This window comes from Phenylobacterium sp., from assembly GCF_030679875.1.
GTDB lineage: Bacteria > Pseudomonadota > Alphaproteobacteria > Caulobacterales > Caulobacteraceae > Phenylobacterium.
Window position 1 is genome coordinate 160,036 of the sequence record NZ_JAUXSP010000015.1, and the last position, 16,458, is coordinate 176,493.

Here is a 16,458-nt window from a genome sequence, read left to right on the forward strand (position 1 = left end):
GTTTGGAGGTCAGCACAGCAAGCGAACAGGTCATACTCAGCGTCCGGGAAAGCTGGGCCGCGCTCCTGCGCCTGGGGCCAGGCGCCCTGGCGCTGAATGTGGCGCTGTCGGTGCTGGTGGTCGCTATGGCCTTCGGCGCCGGCCTGCTGGTTCGCCGCCTGTTGAAACGTGGCGTCCGCGCCATGCCGGGCCCCGCCGACGCCGAGAAAACCATTCGCACCCGCCGGGTGACCCAGGTCACCTGGGCCGTCTTCGAAACCGGTCTTGTCCTGGCGGCCTTCTTCGCGCTCGCCGGCATCTGGGGCTTTGACCTGCTGGGCTGGCTGACCGCAGGTCTTGGCCAGCAGGTGGTCGAGAGCGTGTTGCGTATCGCAATCCTGGCGGTGATCACCTTCGCCGCCGCCGAACTCGCCACCTTGCTGGTCAACCGTCTGCTGGGGCGAATGGCCTCGCGCAAGGCCGGCGGCGTGCGGCGGGAAGCGCAACTGAACACCATCGGTCCGCTTCTCCACGGGGTTGCGCGCGGGGTGATCATCATCATCGGGGCCATGATGATCCTGGCCGAGATCGGCCTGGAGATCGGGCCCTTGCTGGCCGGCGCCGGGGTGATCGGCCTGGCCATCGGCTTTGGCGCCCAGACCCTGGTGAAGGATCTGCTGACAGGCATATTCCTGGTCTCAGAAGATATCGTGGCGGTGGGCGACGTCGTTGAAATCGCCGGGTCCACCGGGGTCGTCGAACAGATGACCATCCGCACCGTCCGGCTGCGAGCCCTGGACGGGACGCTGCACGTCCTGCCCTACGGCGAGGCCCAGATCATCCACAACATGACCAAGGTCTTCTCCTATCACGTGGTCGAACTGGGGGTTTCCTATGAATCGAACATCGATCAGGCCTTCGACGTGATGGCCCAGGTGGTGGAGGAGATGCGCGCAGATCCCGATCTCGGCCCAAAAATCCTTGAGCCGCTCGAGGTGATGGACGTCAGCGCCCTGGCCGACAGCGGCGTCGTCCTGCGGGCGCGCATAAAGACTCCCCCTGGCGCCCAATGGGGCGTGGGGCGGGCTTTTAACCGCCGGATCAAGGCGGCCTGGGACGCCGCGGGGGTCGAGATACCCTATCCCCACATGCATCTCGTCATGCCGCAAGCCAAGGGCGCCGAGGCCGCGCCCGCCGCACAGCGGGGGGTCTGATGGGACGACTGATCGTCATCTCGAACCGGGTCAGCCCGCCCAATGACGCCGGCGGCGGCACGCAGGGCGGCCTGGCCATGGCCTTGGCCGCGGCGCTGCGCGAACACTCCGGTCTCTGGTTCGGCTGGAGCGGGCAGACCACCGATACCTATACCGGTCAGGTCGGGGTGCAGCGGGCCGGCGGGGTGACCGTGGCGACCATGGACCTCGAGGATCAGGACGTTCAGGAGTATTACAACGGCTACGCCAACAAGACGCTCTGGCCCTTGTTCCACCACCGGGTGGACCTGACCGCCTATGAGCGATCGTTTGGCGAGGGCTATGCCCGGGTCAACGCCCGGTTCGCCGAGACCGTCCTGCCCCTGATCGAAGAGGGCGACTTCGTCTGGGTGCACGACTACCATCTGATCCCGCTCGCCCAGGAGCTGCGTCGTCGCGGCGTTAAGAACCGGATCGGCTTCTTTCTGCACATCCCCTGGCCGGCGCGCCACCTGATCACCACCCTGCCCCGCCATCCCCAACTGGTGGAGGCTCTGTTCGACTACGACCTGGTCGGTTTCCAGACCGAGGACTCCCTCGAGGCCTTCCAGGACTATGTGGTGCAGGAGGCCGGTGGGTCCCTCGGCGAAGGGCTTGAACTGAGCGCCTTTGGCCGCACCGCGGAATTTGGGGCCTTTCCCATCGGCATGGACGTCACCGAGTTCACCGCCGCCCTGGATGGCGAGACGGCGAAGGCGGAGTACGCCCGCATGCAGACCAGCATGCTCGATCGCCAGATGATCATCGGCGTTGACCGGCTCGACTACTCCAAGGGGCTGGAGGAGCGATTTCTGGCCTACGAGCAGTTCCTCCACGACAATCCCGACCTTCACGAGAAGGTCTTCCTGCTGCAGATCGCCACCCCGAGCCGGGAGGATGTCGAGGCCTATCAGGAAATCCGGGGGCGGCTGGACGGAGTCTCTGGCCGGATCAACGGCGCCTTCTCGACCGTTGACTGGGTGCCAATCCGCTATGTGAACCGGGCCTATCGCCGCGATCAGCTGGCGGGCATCTACCGCGCCGCCAAACTCGGCCTGGTCACGCCCTTACGAGACGGCATGAACCTGGTCGCCAAGGAATATGTCGCCGCCCAGGACCCGGAAGATCCCGGCGTGCTGATCCTCTCCCGTTTCGCCGGCGCCGCCGAGCAGATGGGTGAGGCGCTGATCGTCAATCCCTTCAGCCGCGAGGACGTCTCCGACGCCATCCTGCGGGGCCTGGCCATGCCCCTGGCCGAACGACGGCGGCGCTGGGATGTGTTGATGGCCGACCTGCGGGCATCAGACGTCTCAATCTGGCGGGATAACTTCGTCCGAGCCCTGATGGCGAACTGATCGCGGGCGATAGTCTTCCTTAGAAGGGGAACATCCGCGGGATGACCCACACGGCGACAATGGCCGAGATCACGTTCAGCGGCAGGCCGACCCGGACAAAGTCCATATAGGTGTAACCGCCCACCTGATGGACGATGGTGTTGGTCTGGTACCCCACTGGGGTGGCGAAGGACGCGCTGGCCGCCATCATCACCGCCACCACGAAGGGTCGCGGATCGACCCCGAGGTTTTCGGCCAGGCCGATGGCCAGAGGGGTGATCAGCACCGCCACGGCGGCGTTGGACATGATCTCGGTGAGGATCGAGGTGGCCACATAGATGATCGCCAAAGCCGCGATGGGCCCCAGGGGCTGGGTAAAGGCGGCGACCACGTTGGTGGCCTGAAAGGCCAGCCCCGTCTTACCCAGGGCTTCACCCACCACCAGCATGCCCCCAATCATCAGCAGCACCTGTGGACGCAGGCCGGAATAGGCTTCCTCCGGCTTCATCACCCGGAAGGCCAGCAGCGCCATCGCCCCGACAAAGGCCACCACGGCGATGGAAAGCCCGCCCGCCGCGGCCCCCAGGACAAAGGCGAAGACCGTGACGCTGACCAGGGCCGGGATCAGACGCAAGGGCGGCGGCGCCTCAGGCAGGATGCCGGTCACCGTTCCCGACACGTCGTCGGCGGGTAGCAGGCGCGGGGCCACCACCGCCAGATAGACCGCGCCGACCGCGGCGATGGCCAGACCGACCCCGGTGATTTCGAACAGGGTGAAGGGCGCCAGGTGCTGGCGCTGGGCCATATCGTCCACCAGCAGGTTGGTGGAGGTGCCGATCAGGGTGCAGGCGCCCCCCATGATCGAGGCGTAGGACAAGGGGATCAGCAGCCGTTTGGGCGAGATGCCCAGCCGCCTGGCCGAGTCCTGCATGATCGGCGCGGCCAGGATCACCAGCGGCGTATTGTTCAAAAAGGCTGACAGCGAGCCGCACAGGGTGATGATCACAGGGGCGGAAGCCGCCCCCATCCGGTCCGTCATCCGGGCGGCCGAGCGGATGATCACCCCCATGCCCCCGGTCACGTCCAGGGCCCGGGCGATGATGAACAGAGAGGCGAGGGCCACCAGGGCCGGACTGGCCAGGCCCCGCCCCAGGTCCTCCAGGGTGATCACCTCAAGGGCCAACAGGGTCGCGGCCGCGACCATGGCGGCGACGTCAGCCCTCACCCGGTCGCTGAGCAGGGCGACGACGACCGCAGCCAGGACGGCCAAGGTGGCGAGTTGCTCAAAATTCAAGAAGGACCCTTCCCCGGCGTACGGGATCGCCAGCGCACCTGTCAGAGGCGCTGGTAACCACGTCTGATCCTAGAGCCGCCCTGTCGGTTGCGAAAGTCCTGCGCCTATTTCGGCTTCACGGCCGCCTGAACCTCGATCTCGACCATCATGCCAGGCGCCACAAGGGCGGAGACCTGGGAGGTGATGCGGGCGGGACGATTGGGCTGGTCGGCGTTGGCGAAATACTGGCGGTAGCCTTCCATCATGCCGGCGAAGTCCATCTTGCCGTCGAGGGCCGGGTCTCCGACCAGCAGCACCCGCATCATCACCACATCTCCAAGAGTGGCGCCCTGGGACTCCAGGATCCCCTTGATCCGCTCGATGACTCCGATGGTCTGGGTCTTGGTGTCCCCGAACTCCCGCGGCGTTCCCTCGGGGGCGCCAGGATTGGTGACCGGCGGGGTGATCCCGCTGACATAGATGATGTCATAGCCCGCCGGCACCACCACGGCGCTGGCGATAGGCGAGGTCTCAGGCCCGACCCGCTTGATCTCCGCAGCGGCGGGGGTGACGGCCAGGGCAGCCAGCAGGGTGGCCAGGGCGAGGCGGCGCATGGGCGTTTCCTTCTCTTCTTGAAAAAACGGCAAACTGGGAGGCGCGGGGAAGACTAGGAGGCCGCCGCCCGCGGCTCCGCAAGGGCGGCGGACTGGACCTGGGCGGCCAGGGCCTTGATCGTGCGATGGGCCGACAGCACAGCCCCCTCCTGCCAGCCCGGCATCTGGCTGAGATGGGCGCCCGTGAAATGGAACGGACCATCAGGCTGGTTCAGCAGCCGGTAGGCCGGCATGTCCATATGCCCCTCCTGGCCGCCATCCCCCTCCCAGTTGGGCCAGGGGCCGAGGCTGAAGGGAATCTTGCTCCAGTTCACCACCACCGCCTTGGCGAGGTCGCCCTCATGGCCAGGATGAACCCGACCGACGGCGGCCCGGGCCGCAGCGATCTGCGCCGCCATGGGCAGGGCGGCGAAGCCCTCCGCCCTCGGCCCGGACCCATAGCAGGCCAGCAGCATGCCGCGCTCTGAGTGCAGGCCATTGCTCGGATACCAGATCAGGGAGGTGTCGCCGCCGACCCACGAAATGCCCCCATAGATCTGCGATTTCTCCCAGAATCGGGGGGATTCAAAGCCGATCTTATTGGAAAATGCGTTGGGCACGCTGCCGACGGCGGTCTTCACGGCCGGTGAGAAGTCGTTCTCAATTCCGGTCAGAATGGCCAGGGGGATTGTGATGACGGCATAGTCGGCGCTGATCATGCGCCGGGCGCCGGCCTGGTCATAGGCCACCTGCACTCCGCCGCCGACCCGGGCGATCGCAGTCACCTTGGCGTTGCGGATCACCGGGCTTGCGATGGCGCGTTCGAAGCCGGCCACGATCTGGTCCATCCCGCCGGTGGGCTGGAACATGGTCGCCTGCATATTGATGTTGTCTTCGAACACGGTGGCGCGGATCTGTGGGTTGGCCAGCAGGTCCCGCAGGGGGACGGGGGGCCGGCGCCGGCTGAACTGATCGGCGGCGCCGGGCGCCTGTGCGAAGCCCGAGCGCTCGGTCCCCTGGAAGCTCATATCTTCCGACAGGTCACCATAGGCCCGCAGGAAGGGCAGCAGCTTTTCCTTGTCCTGCAGGGTCAGCTCCCCGTCCAGGGCGCCCTTGTTGACCGCCTTGGCCAGCAGTTCGGAGACATGTCCCCGCGTGTCGTTGATGCCCTGGCGCATCTGGATCGGCTTGCCGCCATGGGCCCCCTCCCCCCAGATGAAGGCGCTGCGGCTGACATTGATCTCAACCTCCAGCGGCACGCCCAGCCGGCGGCAGTAGCCCAGCAGACCCTCATGATGGCTGGGAATACGGGCCGGTCCGGCGTTCAGATAGACGTCCTTCTCGAAGTCCACGGTCTGATCGGCCTCGCCGACCATCTCCACCTTGTCGCCGCCGCGCAGGGTCCAGTTCCGGCCGCCCAGACGATCGCGCCCCTCCAGCAGCGTCACCTCGAAGCCCGCCCGCTCCAGTTCGTAGGCGCAGACCAGCCCAGCGACGCCGGCGCCCAAAATCACCACTTTTCGACCCTTGCCCAGTTGCGGCGACAGGCTCGGCGGGATGGCCGCCACAGCGGCGTTGAGACCCAGGGCCGTCATGGCGCCATAGGCCGCGCCAAGCCCCCCAACCGCCCCTAGACGATGCAGAAAGAGACGCCGACTGACACCCATGGACCCTGACCCCAAACCACCCGTTCACGCCTAGAGCGGTCGGGGCGTTTGTCCTGGCAAGGCTCAGGAGGGGCTTGGCGCGCCGCACGCCTGCGACCGCGCGGATTGCAGGCGTCCAGCCTCCTCCTGCGCTCGGAAATTCCGCAGGCGTCCCTCAGAGGTTCAGCAGGGACGGATCTCCACCCTGGGCCGCGATATTGACGCTGAGCGCCCGCTCCACCGCATAGCGCAGGAGCGCGTTGGGTCCCCCGGCCTTGGGGCCGGTCCCCGACAGACCTTCGCCGCCAAACGGTTGAACGCCCACCACCGCCCCGGTCATCGCCCGGTTGACATAGGTGTTTCCGGCCGGGACCAGCTCGCAGATCCGCTCGGCGAAACCTTCCAGGCGCGAATGCACGCCAAGCGTCAGGCCATAGCCCAGGCCGGCCAGCTCCCGGGCCACTTCCTCCACCTTCCCCGGCTCATAGCGCACCACATGCAGGATGGGGCCGAACACCTCGTGTGCGAGGAAACTCGCCCGGGGAATCTCCGCCAGGATCGGCCCAAGGAAGCTCCCGCCAGGGGGGCTGGCCAGCCGGTGGAGGATTTTCGCATCCCGGGCCAGGAGGCCGGCATGATCCTCCAGGGCCTGGCGGGCCTGTGCATCAATCACGGGACCGACATCGGTGGCCGGATCGGCGGGGTCGCCCACCACCAGGGCGTCCATGGCCCCGATCAGGCCTTCGATCAGGCTGTCGGCCGTCTCCTCCGGCAGGAACAGGATCCGCAAGGCCGAGCAGCGCTGACCGGCCGATCCGAAGGCCGAGCTGATGACGTCGTCAATGACCTGTTCGCGCAGGGCTGTCGTGTCGACGAACATGCCATTCAGCCCGCCGGTCTCGGCGATGAAGGGCACGATGGGTCCGCGGCGTTCAGCAAGCGCTTGGTTGATCGCCCGGGCGGTCTGCGTTCCGCCGGTGAAGGCGACCCCATCGCAGCCAGGGTGGGCGACCAGGGCCGCGCCCACCTCGCCGCCCGGACCTGGCAATAGGGCCAACAGCTCAGGGGCCAGGCCCGCGGCGTGGAACAGCCGGACGGCCTCCGCCGCGATCAGGGGGCTCTGCTCGGCGGGCTTGGCCAGCACCGCATCGCCCGCCGCCAGGGCCGCGCAGATCTGGCCGGTGAAGATGGCCAGCGGGAAGTTCCACGGGCTGATGGCCACGAAGACCCCGCGGCCGCGCAGGACGAGCGTATTGGTCTCGCCGGCCGGGCCCGTGAGAACCTCCGGGGCGCCGAACCGCTGCTCGGCCAGATGGGCGTAATAGCGGCAGAAGTCGACGGCTTCGCGCACCTCGGCGACGCCGTCGGCCAGGGTCTTGCCGGCCTCGACCGCGCAGAGGGCGATCAGGCGATCCCGGTTGGCCTCCAACGCCTCGCCCATGGCCCGCAGCACCTTGGCGCGACCGGCCCCGCCCAGGGCGTCCCAGGCGGGCTGGGCCTGCCTGGCCGCGTGGAAGGCGGCGTCTATATCGGCGGGGGTCGCGGCGATCACGCCGCCTGCCAGACGGCTATGGTCGGACGGGCTGTAGAGCCTGCGCGCCTCGCCCTCGCCCTGCCGCCGACCGGCGATGATGGGGCTCGCCTCGACAGGGTCGAGTTGACGCGCGGTGACGGCCAGGCTTTCGCCCGCCTGGACAATGCTCAGATCCAGGCCCCGGGAATTGATGCGCGTCGCACCGTAGATGTCGGCCGGGGCCGGGATTTTCGGATGGCGGCCAGGGCCCGTCTCGGCGATCTGCGCCAGGGGGTCTGCGACCACCTTCTCCACCGGCACGCGGTCATCAAGCAGGGCGTGGACAAAGGAGGTGTTGGCGCCGTTTTCCAGCAGGCGGCGGACCAGATAGGGCAGCAGCTCTTCATGACCGCCGACCGGCGCATAGGCCCGCAGGCGGAGCGGCGCCTCAGCCTCTGCAGCGGCATAGAGCGCTTCGCCCATCCCATGCAGGCGCTGGAACTCGACGTCCACGAAAGCGTCGGCCGCCATCTTCCGCACGGCGGCCAGGGAATGGGCGTTGTGGGTGGCGAACTGGGCGTAAAGGTGCGGTGAAGCCTCGATCAGGGCCCTGGCGCAGACCAGGTAGGACAGGTCCGTCGCCGCCTTGGTGGAATAGACCGGATAGTCCGGCCGGCCGTTCACCTGGGCGCGCTTGATCTCCGTGTCCCAATAGGCGCCCTTGACCAGCCGGACCATCAGCCGCCGGCCGCTGTCGCCAGCCAGGTCGGCCAGAGCCGCAATCACCTGCGGGCCACGCTTCTGATAGGCCTGGACGGCGAGGCCAAGACCCCGCCAGTCGCCCAGATCCGGCTCCCGCGCCAAGCGATCCAACAGCTTCAGCGACAGAACCAGGCGGTCAGCCTCCTCGGCGTCGAGGGTCAGGTTGAGATCGTGGCCAGCGGCCAGGACCGCCAGGCGCCTGAGGCGCGGATAGAGTTCGTCCCAGACCCGCCTTTCCTGTGTCGCCTCGTAGCGCGGCGACAGGGCCGAGAGCTTGACCGACACCCCATGGCCGCTTTCGGGGCCCTGGCCATTGTGGGCCTGGCCCACGGCTTCGATGGCCTGGGCGTAGGCGGCCTCGTAGCGGTCGGCGTCGGCGGCCGTGCAAGCGCCCTCCCCCAGCATGTCGAAGGAACAGAGATAGTCCTCCGCCGCCGCCCTCTTCAGGGCTGTCTGGATATTTCGTCCGAGCACGAACTGTTCGCCCATGATCCGCACGGCCTGGGCCACGGCGGCGCGGATCACCGGCTCCCCCAGCCGGCCGGTCAACCGGCGCAGAAAGCCGCCCAGGTCATGCCGGGCCTCGTCATCCACCTGCACCAGGCGTCCGGTAAGCATCAGCCCCCAGGTCGACGCATTGACGAACAGGCTGTCGGACTTGCCCAGGTGGGCGGTCCAGTCGGCCGAGCCGATCCGTTCTGCGATCAGCCGGTCCCGGCTCTCGTCATCGGGCGTCCTCAGCAGAGCCTCGGCCAGGCACATCAAGGCCAGACCCTCCCGGGTGCCGAGGCTGAACTCCTGCAGAAAGCTCTCCACCACCCCCTGTCGGTCAGCCCGACCGCGGGCGCCGCGGACAAGGGCCTCCGCGTCGGCCCGGATGGCGGCCTGGGCCTGCGGGTCAAAGGGGGGCCGCGCCAGCAGGGCCCGCACCGCCTGAGCCTCATCCTGATATTTGGCGGCGTCCAGCAGGTCCCAGTCCATCACAACCTCCCAAGGGCTCAGTTCGATGTAGCGGTTCAGCACCCGAATGTGTTTCGGTTATCAGTTCATTCTGCCGAATATATTCGAGATCAGCATCGATGATGACGAAGCTAGATGAAACTGACTTGCGGCTGCTGCGTCTGTTGCAGGCCGATGGCCGGATCACCAACCAGGCCCTGGCCAGCCGCTGCAATCTGTCGCCGGCCGCCTGCCATGAACGCGTAAGACGGCTGAAGGCGGCCGGCGTGATCCAGGGCTATGCGGCCCTGATTGACCCCCAGGCCATAGACCGGGGGCTGCTGATCTTCGTGGAGGTGCAGCTCGATCGGACCACCGGCGACCTGTTCGCCGAATTCGCGGCCGCGGCCCGGGCGAGCCCTGAAATCCTGGAGTGCCACATGGTGGCCGGCGGCTTCGATTATCTGATCAAGGCGCGCCTGGCGGACATGGCCGCCTATCGCGCCTTCCTGGGCGAGATCCTGGTGCAGATGCCCGGCGTCCGGGAGACCCGCACCTACGCCGTGCTTGAGGAGGTCAAGAACACGGTGCGACTGCCCCTCTGAGACCGTCTCAGTTCGAGGACAGGATCGCGTGCCGTTCGCGGACCTTGCGCAGGCCGTCCAGGACGGGCTCGGCGACGGCGTCTGCGCCAGCCGGCAGGCTGCGCAAAAGCCGGAGGGCCTGAACATGAACTTGCACGCCGCCACGGTCCCAGCGGCCGGTGGTCGCCAGTCGGTCAAGCAGGTCGCAGAGGCTGTGGGCTGCGTTCTCCAGGGCGTCGAGGTCGCAAAGGCTGGGCAGTCCGATCAGGCTCACCGCAAGACGGTAGTGCTCGGCGATCAGATCGCCGTCGAACACATCCCCATAGCGGGCGAACAACGCCTCCATCTGGGCCAGCCCGCTGTCGAGCTGCAGCCAGGCGGCCTCCTGCAGGCCTTCCAGATTGGTCTCGGCCCGCACGACCGCCTCGGCCACGGTCGTCCCGCCGGGCTTACGCAGCATCGCGGCCAGGGCGTATTTCGGACGATGGATGCGAACCGAGCTCACAGGGTGACCTTTCGGGTGGAAAACAGACCATCGACCTGGTCCTGGCTCAGGTTGGGCTCCTGGGCGTCACCGACCTCCGGGGGCAGGTCATCGCGCCTTCTTGGCACGCCGTCTGGCGGGCCTTCGTTCTTGTGCCGCCGGTCTGGCCCGACATAGGAGTCGCATTCGATGAACGGCCGGCTCTCCTTGGCGATCCACAGAATGCGCTCCAGCATGACCACCGGGGTCAGCGGCTTCTTGACGATGTAGTGGGCGCCGCAGTCGCGGGCCTTCTACACCATGGAGACTGGGGTGTGGGCGGCGGTGACCACCACCGGGGCGAACGCATTGGGTTCGCCCCCATCGGTGCGCAGCCAGGACACGAACTCATAACCCTCCCCGGCCGGCGACAGGGCGTCGGCGATAATGAGGTCGATCGAGTTGCGCTTCACCGCGTCCTTGGCGTCCTCAACTGTCTGGCAGCGGTGAAGAGACTTGGCGCCGAGGCCCGTCACGATCTGGACCAGGATGTCCATACCCATGCCGTTGCCGTCCAGCATGAGAATGGTGGCCTTCTCCAGATTGAAGCGGCCCCTGGATGTCGGTTCGAGGGCCATGCGGCGCTCCAGTGGGGAAATCGGTCGGCTACAACTGTGGCCGCAAGGTGGGCTGATGCCCGGCCCCAAGCTTCAGCAAAGACTGGCAGCCATTAAGAAAGACTTGCGGGCGCTCCAACCCATTCTGGGTAGATGCCTGGACTAGTCACGCGCCACGCCGACGCGCGCTAGAATGTCGCAGCCTCCCATTTGGCCAGGAACAGAAGGGCCCGAGACCCAGGGAGCGCCGATGGAGCCAAGGTAAGTAACGCTTTCTTCAATGGTAAAGCCCGATGTCGAACCAGAGTTAATGGACGTGCTCCGGGTTGCGGCCCGCGAACGTCCTTCCGAGGCCGGCGTATCGGGCCGAAACCTCTCGCACCGCCTAGGGCGGCGCGACCGAAGACTGGGATGGCTGACGTGTCGCTCAACGACTGGAAAATTTCGCGCAAGCTGGCGGCGGGCTTCGCCCTGATGGTGCTGGTGATCATGGCGACCGGCGCCATCACCTTTTATAATCTTGGGCAGCTCACGAACGCCCGAGAGGACCTCAGTAAAAGCAAAATCGCCCTCGACAGCGTCAGCCGCGCTGAGTTTTTTCTTGCACGTCAGGAAAACAGTTTCCGCGGCTTCTTGGTTTCTCTCGACCCCTACTATATCGAACGCGCCGACTCTCACCGCGATAACTTCAAGAAGGTCATGGGAGAGCTTCGGGAATTGTCCACCGACCACCCAGAGATTATCGGCCACATCGATGTGGCGCTGAAGGCTGCCGACGATTGGTACATGGGTGTCGTCGACAATGGCTCCGCCCTGGCGATGAATCCGGTGACCTACTCCGAGGCGGCCTCCATGGTCGGCCAGTCGGGCCTGGCGGACGAGTTGATGACCAAGGTTGAGGCGCCGATGGAGGCGATCACCAAATACGAATCAAATCTGGTGCAGTTGGCCAACGACCGTCTCGTCGCCATAAACAGCCAGACCACTGCTATGATCTCCGCCGCTCTGGCGATCGCTGTGGTCGCCGCTGCTCTCTTGGGCTGGCTGCTGACCAAGATGATCGCCGCACCGATCAATAACATGACCACGGCCATGCGCCGCCTGGCTGAGGGCGACTCCTCCGTCGAGGTCCCGGCCCGTGGCCGCAAGGACGAAGTCGGCGAAATGGCCGAGGCCGTCCAGGTGTTCAAGGAGGCCGCAATCGAAAAGGCCCGCCTGGAAAGCCAGACCGACGAACAGCGTCGCGTGGCTGAAGCCGAGCGCGCCCGTAACGAGGCCGAACGCGCCGCCACCGCCCAGGAGCAGGCCAAGGTCGTCGCCGGCCTGGCGTCCGGCCTGGATCACCTGGCCCGCGGGGACCTGACCTTCCGGATCGCTGAGCCCTTCCCGGGCGACTATGTGAAACTGCGCGACGACTTCAACGCGGCCATCCACCAGCTGCAGGACGCCATGACCGTGGTGGCCACCAATGTTCGCGCCATGCGCTCGGGCGCTGGAGAAATCAGCCAGGCCGCCGACGACCTGTCGCGCCGCACCGAGCAGCAGGCCGCCAGCCTCGAAGAGACCGCTGCGGCCCTCGACGAAATCACCGCCACGGTGCGCAAGTCCGCCGAGGGCGCCAAACAGGCCTCGGCCGTGGTCGCCACCTCCCGCGGGGACGCTGAGAAGACCGGTCATGTGGTCGGCGACGCCGTCCAGGCCATGAGCGAGATCGAAAAGTCCTCCGAGAAGATCACCCAGATCATCGGCGTGATCGACGAGATCGCCTTCCAGACCAACCTGCTGGCCCTGAACGCCGGGGTCGAAGCCGCCCGGGCCGGCGACGCCGGCCGTGGCTTCGCCGTGGTCGCCTCCGAGGTCCGGGCTCTGGCCCAGCGCTCGGCCGACGCCGCCAAGGAGATCAAGTCCCTGATCAGCGCCTCGTCCCAGCAGGTGGCCCAAGGAGTTGGCCTGGTCGGCGAGACCGGCAAGGCCCTGGAGCGGATCGTCTCCCAGGTGGCCGAGATCGACGGCCTGGTCTCCGAGATCGCCGCCAGCTCCCAGGAGCAGGCCACCGGCCTGCACCAGGTCAACACTGCGGTGAACGAGATGGACCGTGTGACCCAGCAGAACGCCGCCATGGTCGAGGAGACCACCGCGGCCAGCCACTCCCTGGCCACCGAGGCCGAGAGCCTGTCTCAGAGCGTGGGGCGCTTCAACATCGGCGCCGGCGAGGCTTCGGCCAGCCCAGCCGCCCGGGCGCCTGCCCGATCCAGTCGCGGCGAGAGCTTCGCCAACCGTCATGTCCCGCAGATGAAAACCACGTCCCGCGAGGGCGGCGCCGCACGTCGCCCCGCGCCGGTCGCCGAGAGCGAAGGTTGGGAAGAGTTTTAAGGTTTTCGCTCTTAACTAAACCATCAAGTCTGGGGGGAGTGCCGGATGACGGACACAGACGCCAACACCGCTGAAGTCAGCCTTTGCCCGGTCCTCGACCTACAGGCCGCTGAACCCTTGCGCGCAGAGCTCATGGCTCTGCGGGGCCGGCCGCTGCAGGTGGACGCATCCCAGGTCAGTCGCCTGGGCGGGCTTTGCCTGCAGGTTCTCCTGTCGGCCCGGATCAGCTGGGCCGAGGACGGGCTGCCGCTGCGTATCGAGCAGGCCTCCGATGGTTTCCTCGAACAATTGGCCGCCTTCGGCGGACCAGAAATCAACTTTGAACCCGAGGGGGCACACCTGTGAGCAAGACTGTTCTGACCATCGACGACTCCCGCACCATGCGTGAGATGCTGAATATGGCCCTGGTCCAGGCCGGCTATCGGGTCATCCAGGCCGTCGACGGGGTGGAGGGCCTGGAGGTCCTGCGCGCCCAGGGCGCCGACGTGGTCATTACCGACATCAACATGCCCCGCATGGATGGTTTCGGCGTGATCGAAGGCGTCCGCGCCGATCCGGCTCATCGGGCGACCCCGATCCTGGTCCTGACCACCGAGAGCGACGCGACCAAGAAGGAACGCGCCCGCGCCGCCGGCGCCACCGGCTGGATCGTCAAGCCCTTCAACCCGACCAAGCTGGTGGACGCCATCCGCCGCGTCGCCGCCTGAAGGCGACGATAGGCCTGCGACCTAAGCTGACCTGAGTCCGGAGCACCCCGTGGATCCATTCGAGAGTATCAAGGCGACCTTCTTCCAGGAGTGCGATGAGCTGCTGACCGACATGGAGTCGGGGCTTCTCGCCATGGAGCAGGGCGACGACGATTCCGAGACCATCAACGCGGTCTTCCGCGCGGTGCACTCCGTCAAGGGGGGCGCCGGAGCCTTCGGACTCGAAGAACTGATCCGCTTCGCCCACGTCTTTGAGACGGTCCTGGACGAGATGCGTTCAGGTCGACTGCCGCTCACCGACGAGGTGGCCAAGGTCCTGCTTCGCGCCTCCGACGTCCTGGCCGACCACGTGGCCGCCGCCCGCAGCGGTGGCGGCGTGGACGAGGGCCGCACGGTCGGCATGATCGCCGATCTTCAGGCCCTGATCGACCAGGACCGCGCCGCAGAGCTTGGGCTGAACGACCACGGCGGCGCCGACGCTCCCGACGAGGATTTCGGGTTTGTGCCGGTCCTGCTCAGCCTGGACGAGCCGGCTGCTGAGGCCCCTGAAGTCGACATCGCCGCCCTGATGGCCGCCTCTGCAGAGCCTTCTGCCGGTGTGGACCCCGCTCCGGACGCCGCGCCAAGCTGGATGGTGACCTTCCGGCCCAGGGCAGAGATGTACGCCAAGGCCAACGAGTCCGCCCTGGTCCTGCGTGAACTGGCGCGGCTGGGCGAAGTTGAGGTGAGCCTGGACACCGGCGCCGTGCCGCCCCTGGACCAGCTGTCGGCCGAAATGGCCTATCTCACCTGGACGATCCGCCTGGCCGGCGACAAGAGCGAAGCCGAAATCCGCGAGGTCTTCGAATTCGTCGAGGACGACTGCGACCTGACCGTGGTTCGAGATGGTGAGACCGCCGCCGCGGAGGGCGCCGAAACCTCAACTGACGACGACGCCTCGGCCAGCGCGGTCGAAGCCGCCGCCGCCGCGCCTCTCGATCTCGACGCCCTTCTCGCCCGAGTGTCTGCGCCGGCCCCGGCCCTGGAATCTGCTCCCCCGGCGGCCCCCGCCCCGGCCGCCGCAGCGGCTCCGGCTCCGGCTCCGGCTCCCGCCAGCCTTGACGTGGCGGGTCTGATCGCCCTGGCCGAGAAGGCCTCGCAAGACCACGCTCAGGCCCAGACGGCGCCGCCCAAGGCCGACCCGAAGGCCGATCAGAAGGAAAAGGCCGAGGCCCGCGCTGGTAGCGGCGCAGCCACAGCCGCGACCCCGACCATCCGGGTGGACCTGGACCGGGTCGACCGCCTGATCAACGCCGTCGGCGAGCTGGTCATTCAGCAGGCCATGCTGTCCCAGCGGGTCTTCGAAAGCGGCCTGGCCCGCTCCTCCGACGTGGCCCTAGGCCTCGAGGATCTGGAGCTGCTGACCCGGGAAATCCAGGACAGCGTCATGGCCATCCGCGCCCAGCCGGTGAAGTCGGTGTTCCAGCGCATGCCGCGTCTGGTCCGCGAAGTCGCCGACATGGTGGGCAAGAAGGTCCGTCTGGTGATGGACGGCGAGAACACCGAGGTCGACAAGACCGTCATCGAGCGGCTGGCCGATCCGATCACCCACATGCTGCGCAACGCCATCGACCACGGGCTGGAGACGCCTGAGGAGCGCGAGGCCGGCGGCAAGGGCGTCGAGGGCACGGTTCGCCTGGCCGCGCTGCATCGCGGCGGGCGCATCGTTATCGAGGTTCAGGACGACGGCCGCGGGATCAACCGCCCCCGGGTCCGCGGCATCGCCGTGACCAAGGGCCTGATCGCCGAGGATGCGGTGCTGTCGGACGACGAGATCGACAACCTGATCTTCCTGCCTGGCTTCTCCACCGCCGACGTGGTTTCCGACATTTCCGGCCGCGGCGTGGGCATGGACGTGGTCAAACGCTCCATCCAGGCGCTGGGCGGGCGTATTTCCATCACCTCGGAGCCCGGCAAGGGCTCGAAGTTCTCCATGAGCCTGCCGCTGACCCTGGCCGTCCTCGACGGCATGGTGGTTTCGGCCGCCGACCAGACCCTGGTGGCGCCGCTCTCCAACATCGTTGAAAGCCTGACCCCGCGGGCCGAAGACGTTCACCTGATCGGCGGGCGCGACGCGGTCATCTGCATCCGCGACACCTTCGTCCCCCTGATCGATGTCGGCGTGGCCCTGGGCTTCCGCGACACCCCCCTGCCGCCGGCCTCGGGCGTAGCCGTGCTGGTGGAAAGCGAAGGGGGCGGTAAGGCCGCCCTGCTGGTTGAGGCCATCCAGGGCCAACGCCAGGTGGTCATCAAGAGCCTCGAAGCCAACTACCAGCACATCCATGGAGTCGCCGCGGCGACCATCCTGGGCGATGGCCGGGTGGCGCTCATTCTGGATGTCGACGCCCTGGTGACGACCTCGCGCCGCAAGGCGCCCCGTATCGAGAAGCGAATGGCGGTTTGA

At 67.2% G+C, this 16,458-nt stretch carries 14 protein-coding genes; 7 read left to right on the forward strand and 7 right to left on the reverse strand.

Translation table 11 applies throughout. The features are described 5' to 3' along the window. The first annotated feature begins 2 nt into the window (after window positions 1–2). Window positions 3–1,193 (forward strand): mechanosensitive ion channel family protein, encoded by a 1,191-nt coding sequence (locus tag Q8K84_RS08830; protein ID WP_305282258.1) that lies wholly within the window; start codon window positions 3–5, stop codon window positions 1,191–1,193. Continuing rightward, window positions 1,193–2,566 (forward strand): alpha,alpha-trehalose-phosphate synthase (UDP-forming), encoded by a 1,374-nt coding sequence (gene otsA / locus Q8K84_RS08835; RefSeq protein ID WP_305282259.1) that lies wholly within the window; start codon window positions 1,193–1,195, stop codon window positions 2,564–2,566. Before Q8K84_RS08830 ends, otsA begins: the two co-directional genes overlap by 1 nt. A gap of 19 nt (window positions 2,567–2,585) precedes the next feature. On the opposite strand, the gene Q8K84_RS08840 is transcribed toward otsA, so the two are convergent. The 4 genes from Q8K84_RS08840 to putA form a co-directional block, all read right to left on the reverse strand. Further along, a complete protein-coding gene (locus tag Q8K84_RS08840; protein ID WP_305282260.1) occupies window positions 2,586–3,839 on the reverse strand; it encodes an SLC13 family permease in 1,254 nt (417 codons plus the stop codon). Window positions 3,840–3,943: 104 nt separating this feature from the next. After that, window positions 3,944–4,432, reverse strand: coding sequence for a RidA family protein (locus tag Q8K84_RS08845; protein WP_305282261.1), 489 nt, complete (start codon window positions 4,430–4,432; stop codon window positions 3,944–3,946). A gap of 53 nt (window positions 4,433–4,485) precedes the next feature. Beyond that, complete coding sequence (locus Q8K84_RS08850; RefSeq protein WP_305282263.1) at window positions 4,486–6,078, reverse strand: FAD-dependent oxidoreductase; 1,593 nt, start codon at window positions 6,076–6,078, stop codon at window positions 4,486–4,488. A gap of 154 nt (window positions 6,079–6,232) precedes the next feature. After that, window positions 6,233–9,313 (reverse strand): bifunctional proline dehydrogenase/L-glutamate gamma-semialdehyde dehydrogenase PutA, encoded by a 3,081-nt coding sequence (gene putA / locus Q8K84_RS08855; RefSeq protein WP_305282264.1) that lies wholly within the window; start codon window positions 9,311–9,313, stop codon window positions 6,233–6,235. 101 nt (window positions 9,314–9,414) lie between these two features. Between putA and Q8K84_RS08860 the strand changes: the two genes are divergently transcribed. Next, window positions 9,415–9,876 carry an Lrp/AsnC ligand binding domain-containing protein gene (locus tag Q8K84_RS08860; protein WP_305282265.1) on the forward strand — a complete coding sequence of 154 codons (462 nt, stop codon included), beginning with the start codon at window positions 9,415–9,417 and terminating at the stop codon, window positions 9,874–9,876. Between the two features lie 7 nt (window positions 9,877–9,883). On the opposite strand, the gene Q8K84_RS08865 is transcribed toward Q8K84_RS08860, so the two are convergent. The 3 genes from Q8K84_RS08865 to Q8K84_RS08875 are packed head-to-tail and all read right to left on the reverse strand — an operon-like array spanning window position 9,884 to window position 10,956. Beyond that, entirely contained in the window at window positions 9,884–10,360 is a 477-nt protein-coding gene (locus Q8K84_RS08865) for a hypothetical protein (protein ID WP_305282266.1), read from the reverse strand. Further along, window positions 10,357–10,575, reverse strand: a complete 219-nt coding sequence (locus tag Q8K84_RS08870) for a hypothetical protein (RefSeq protein ID WP_305282267.1) — start codon at window positions 10,573–10,575, stop codon at window positions 10,357–10,359. The genes Q8K84_RS08865 and Q8K84_RS08870 overlap by 4 nt, the downstream gene beginning before the upstream one ends. A 57-nt stretch (window positions 10,576–10,632) precedes the next feature. Beyond that, window positions 10,633–10,956, reverse strand: coding sequence for a hypothetical protein (locus Q8K84_RS08875; protein ID WP_305282268.1), 324 nt, complete (start codon window positions 10,954–10,956; stop codon window positions 10,633–10,635). A 390-nt stretch (window positions 10,957–11,346) separates the two neighbouring features. On the opposite strand from Q8K84_RS08875, the gene Q8K84_RS08880 reads away from it, so the two are divergent. Genes Q8K84_RS08880 through Q8K84_RS08895 form a run of 4 tightly spaced genes read left to right on the forward strand, consistent with a single transcriptional unit; the run spans window position 11,347 to window position 16,458 of the window. After that, a complete protein-coding gene (locus Q8K84_RS08880) occupies window positions 11,347–13,308 on the forward strand; it encodes a methyl-accepting chemotaxis protein (protein ID WP_305282270.1) in 1,962 nt (653 codons plus the stop codon). 45 nt (window positions 13,309–13,353) lie between these two features. After that, complete coding sequence (locus Q8K84_RS08885; protein ID WP_305282271.1) at window positions 13,354–13,653, forward strand: STAS domain-containing protein; 300 nt, start codon at window positions 13,354–13,356, stop codon at window positions 13,651–13,653. Next, entirely contained in the window at window positions 13,650–14,015 is a 366-nt protein-coding gene (locus Q8K84_RS08890; RefSeq protein ID WP_305282272.1) for a response regulator, read from the forward strand. Before Q8K84_RS08885 ends, Q8K84_RS08890 begins: the two co-directional genes overlap by 4 nt. 49 nt (window positions 14,016–14,064) lie before the next feature. Next, window positions 14,065–16,458, forward strand: a complete 2,394-nt coding sequence (locus Q8K84_RS08895; protein ID WP_305282273.1) for a chemotaxis protein CheA — start codon at window positions 14,065–14,067, stop codon at window positions 16,456–16,458.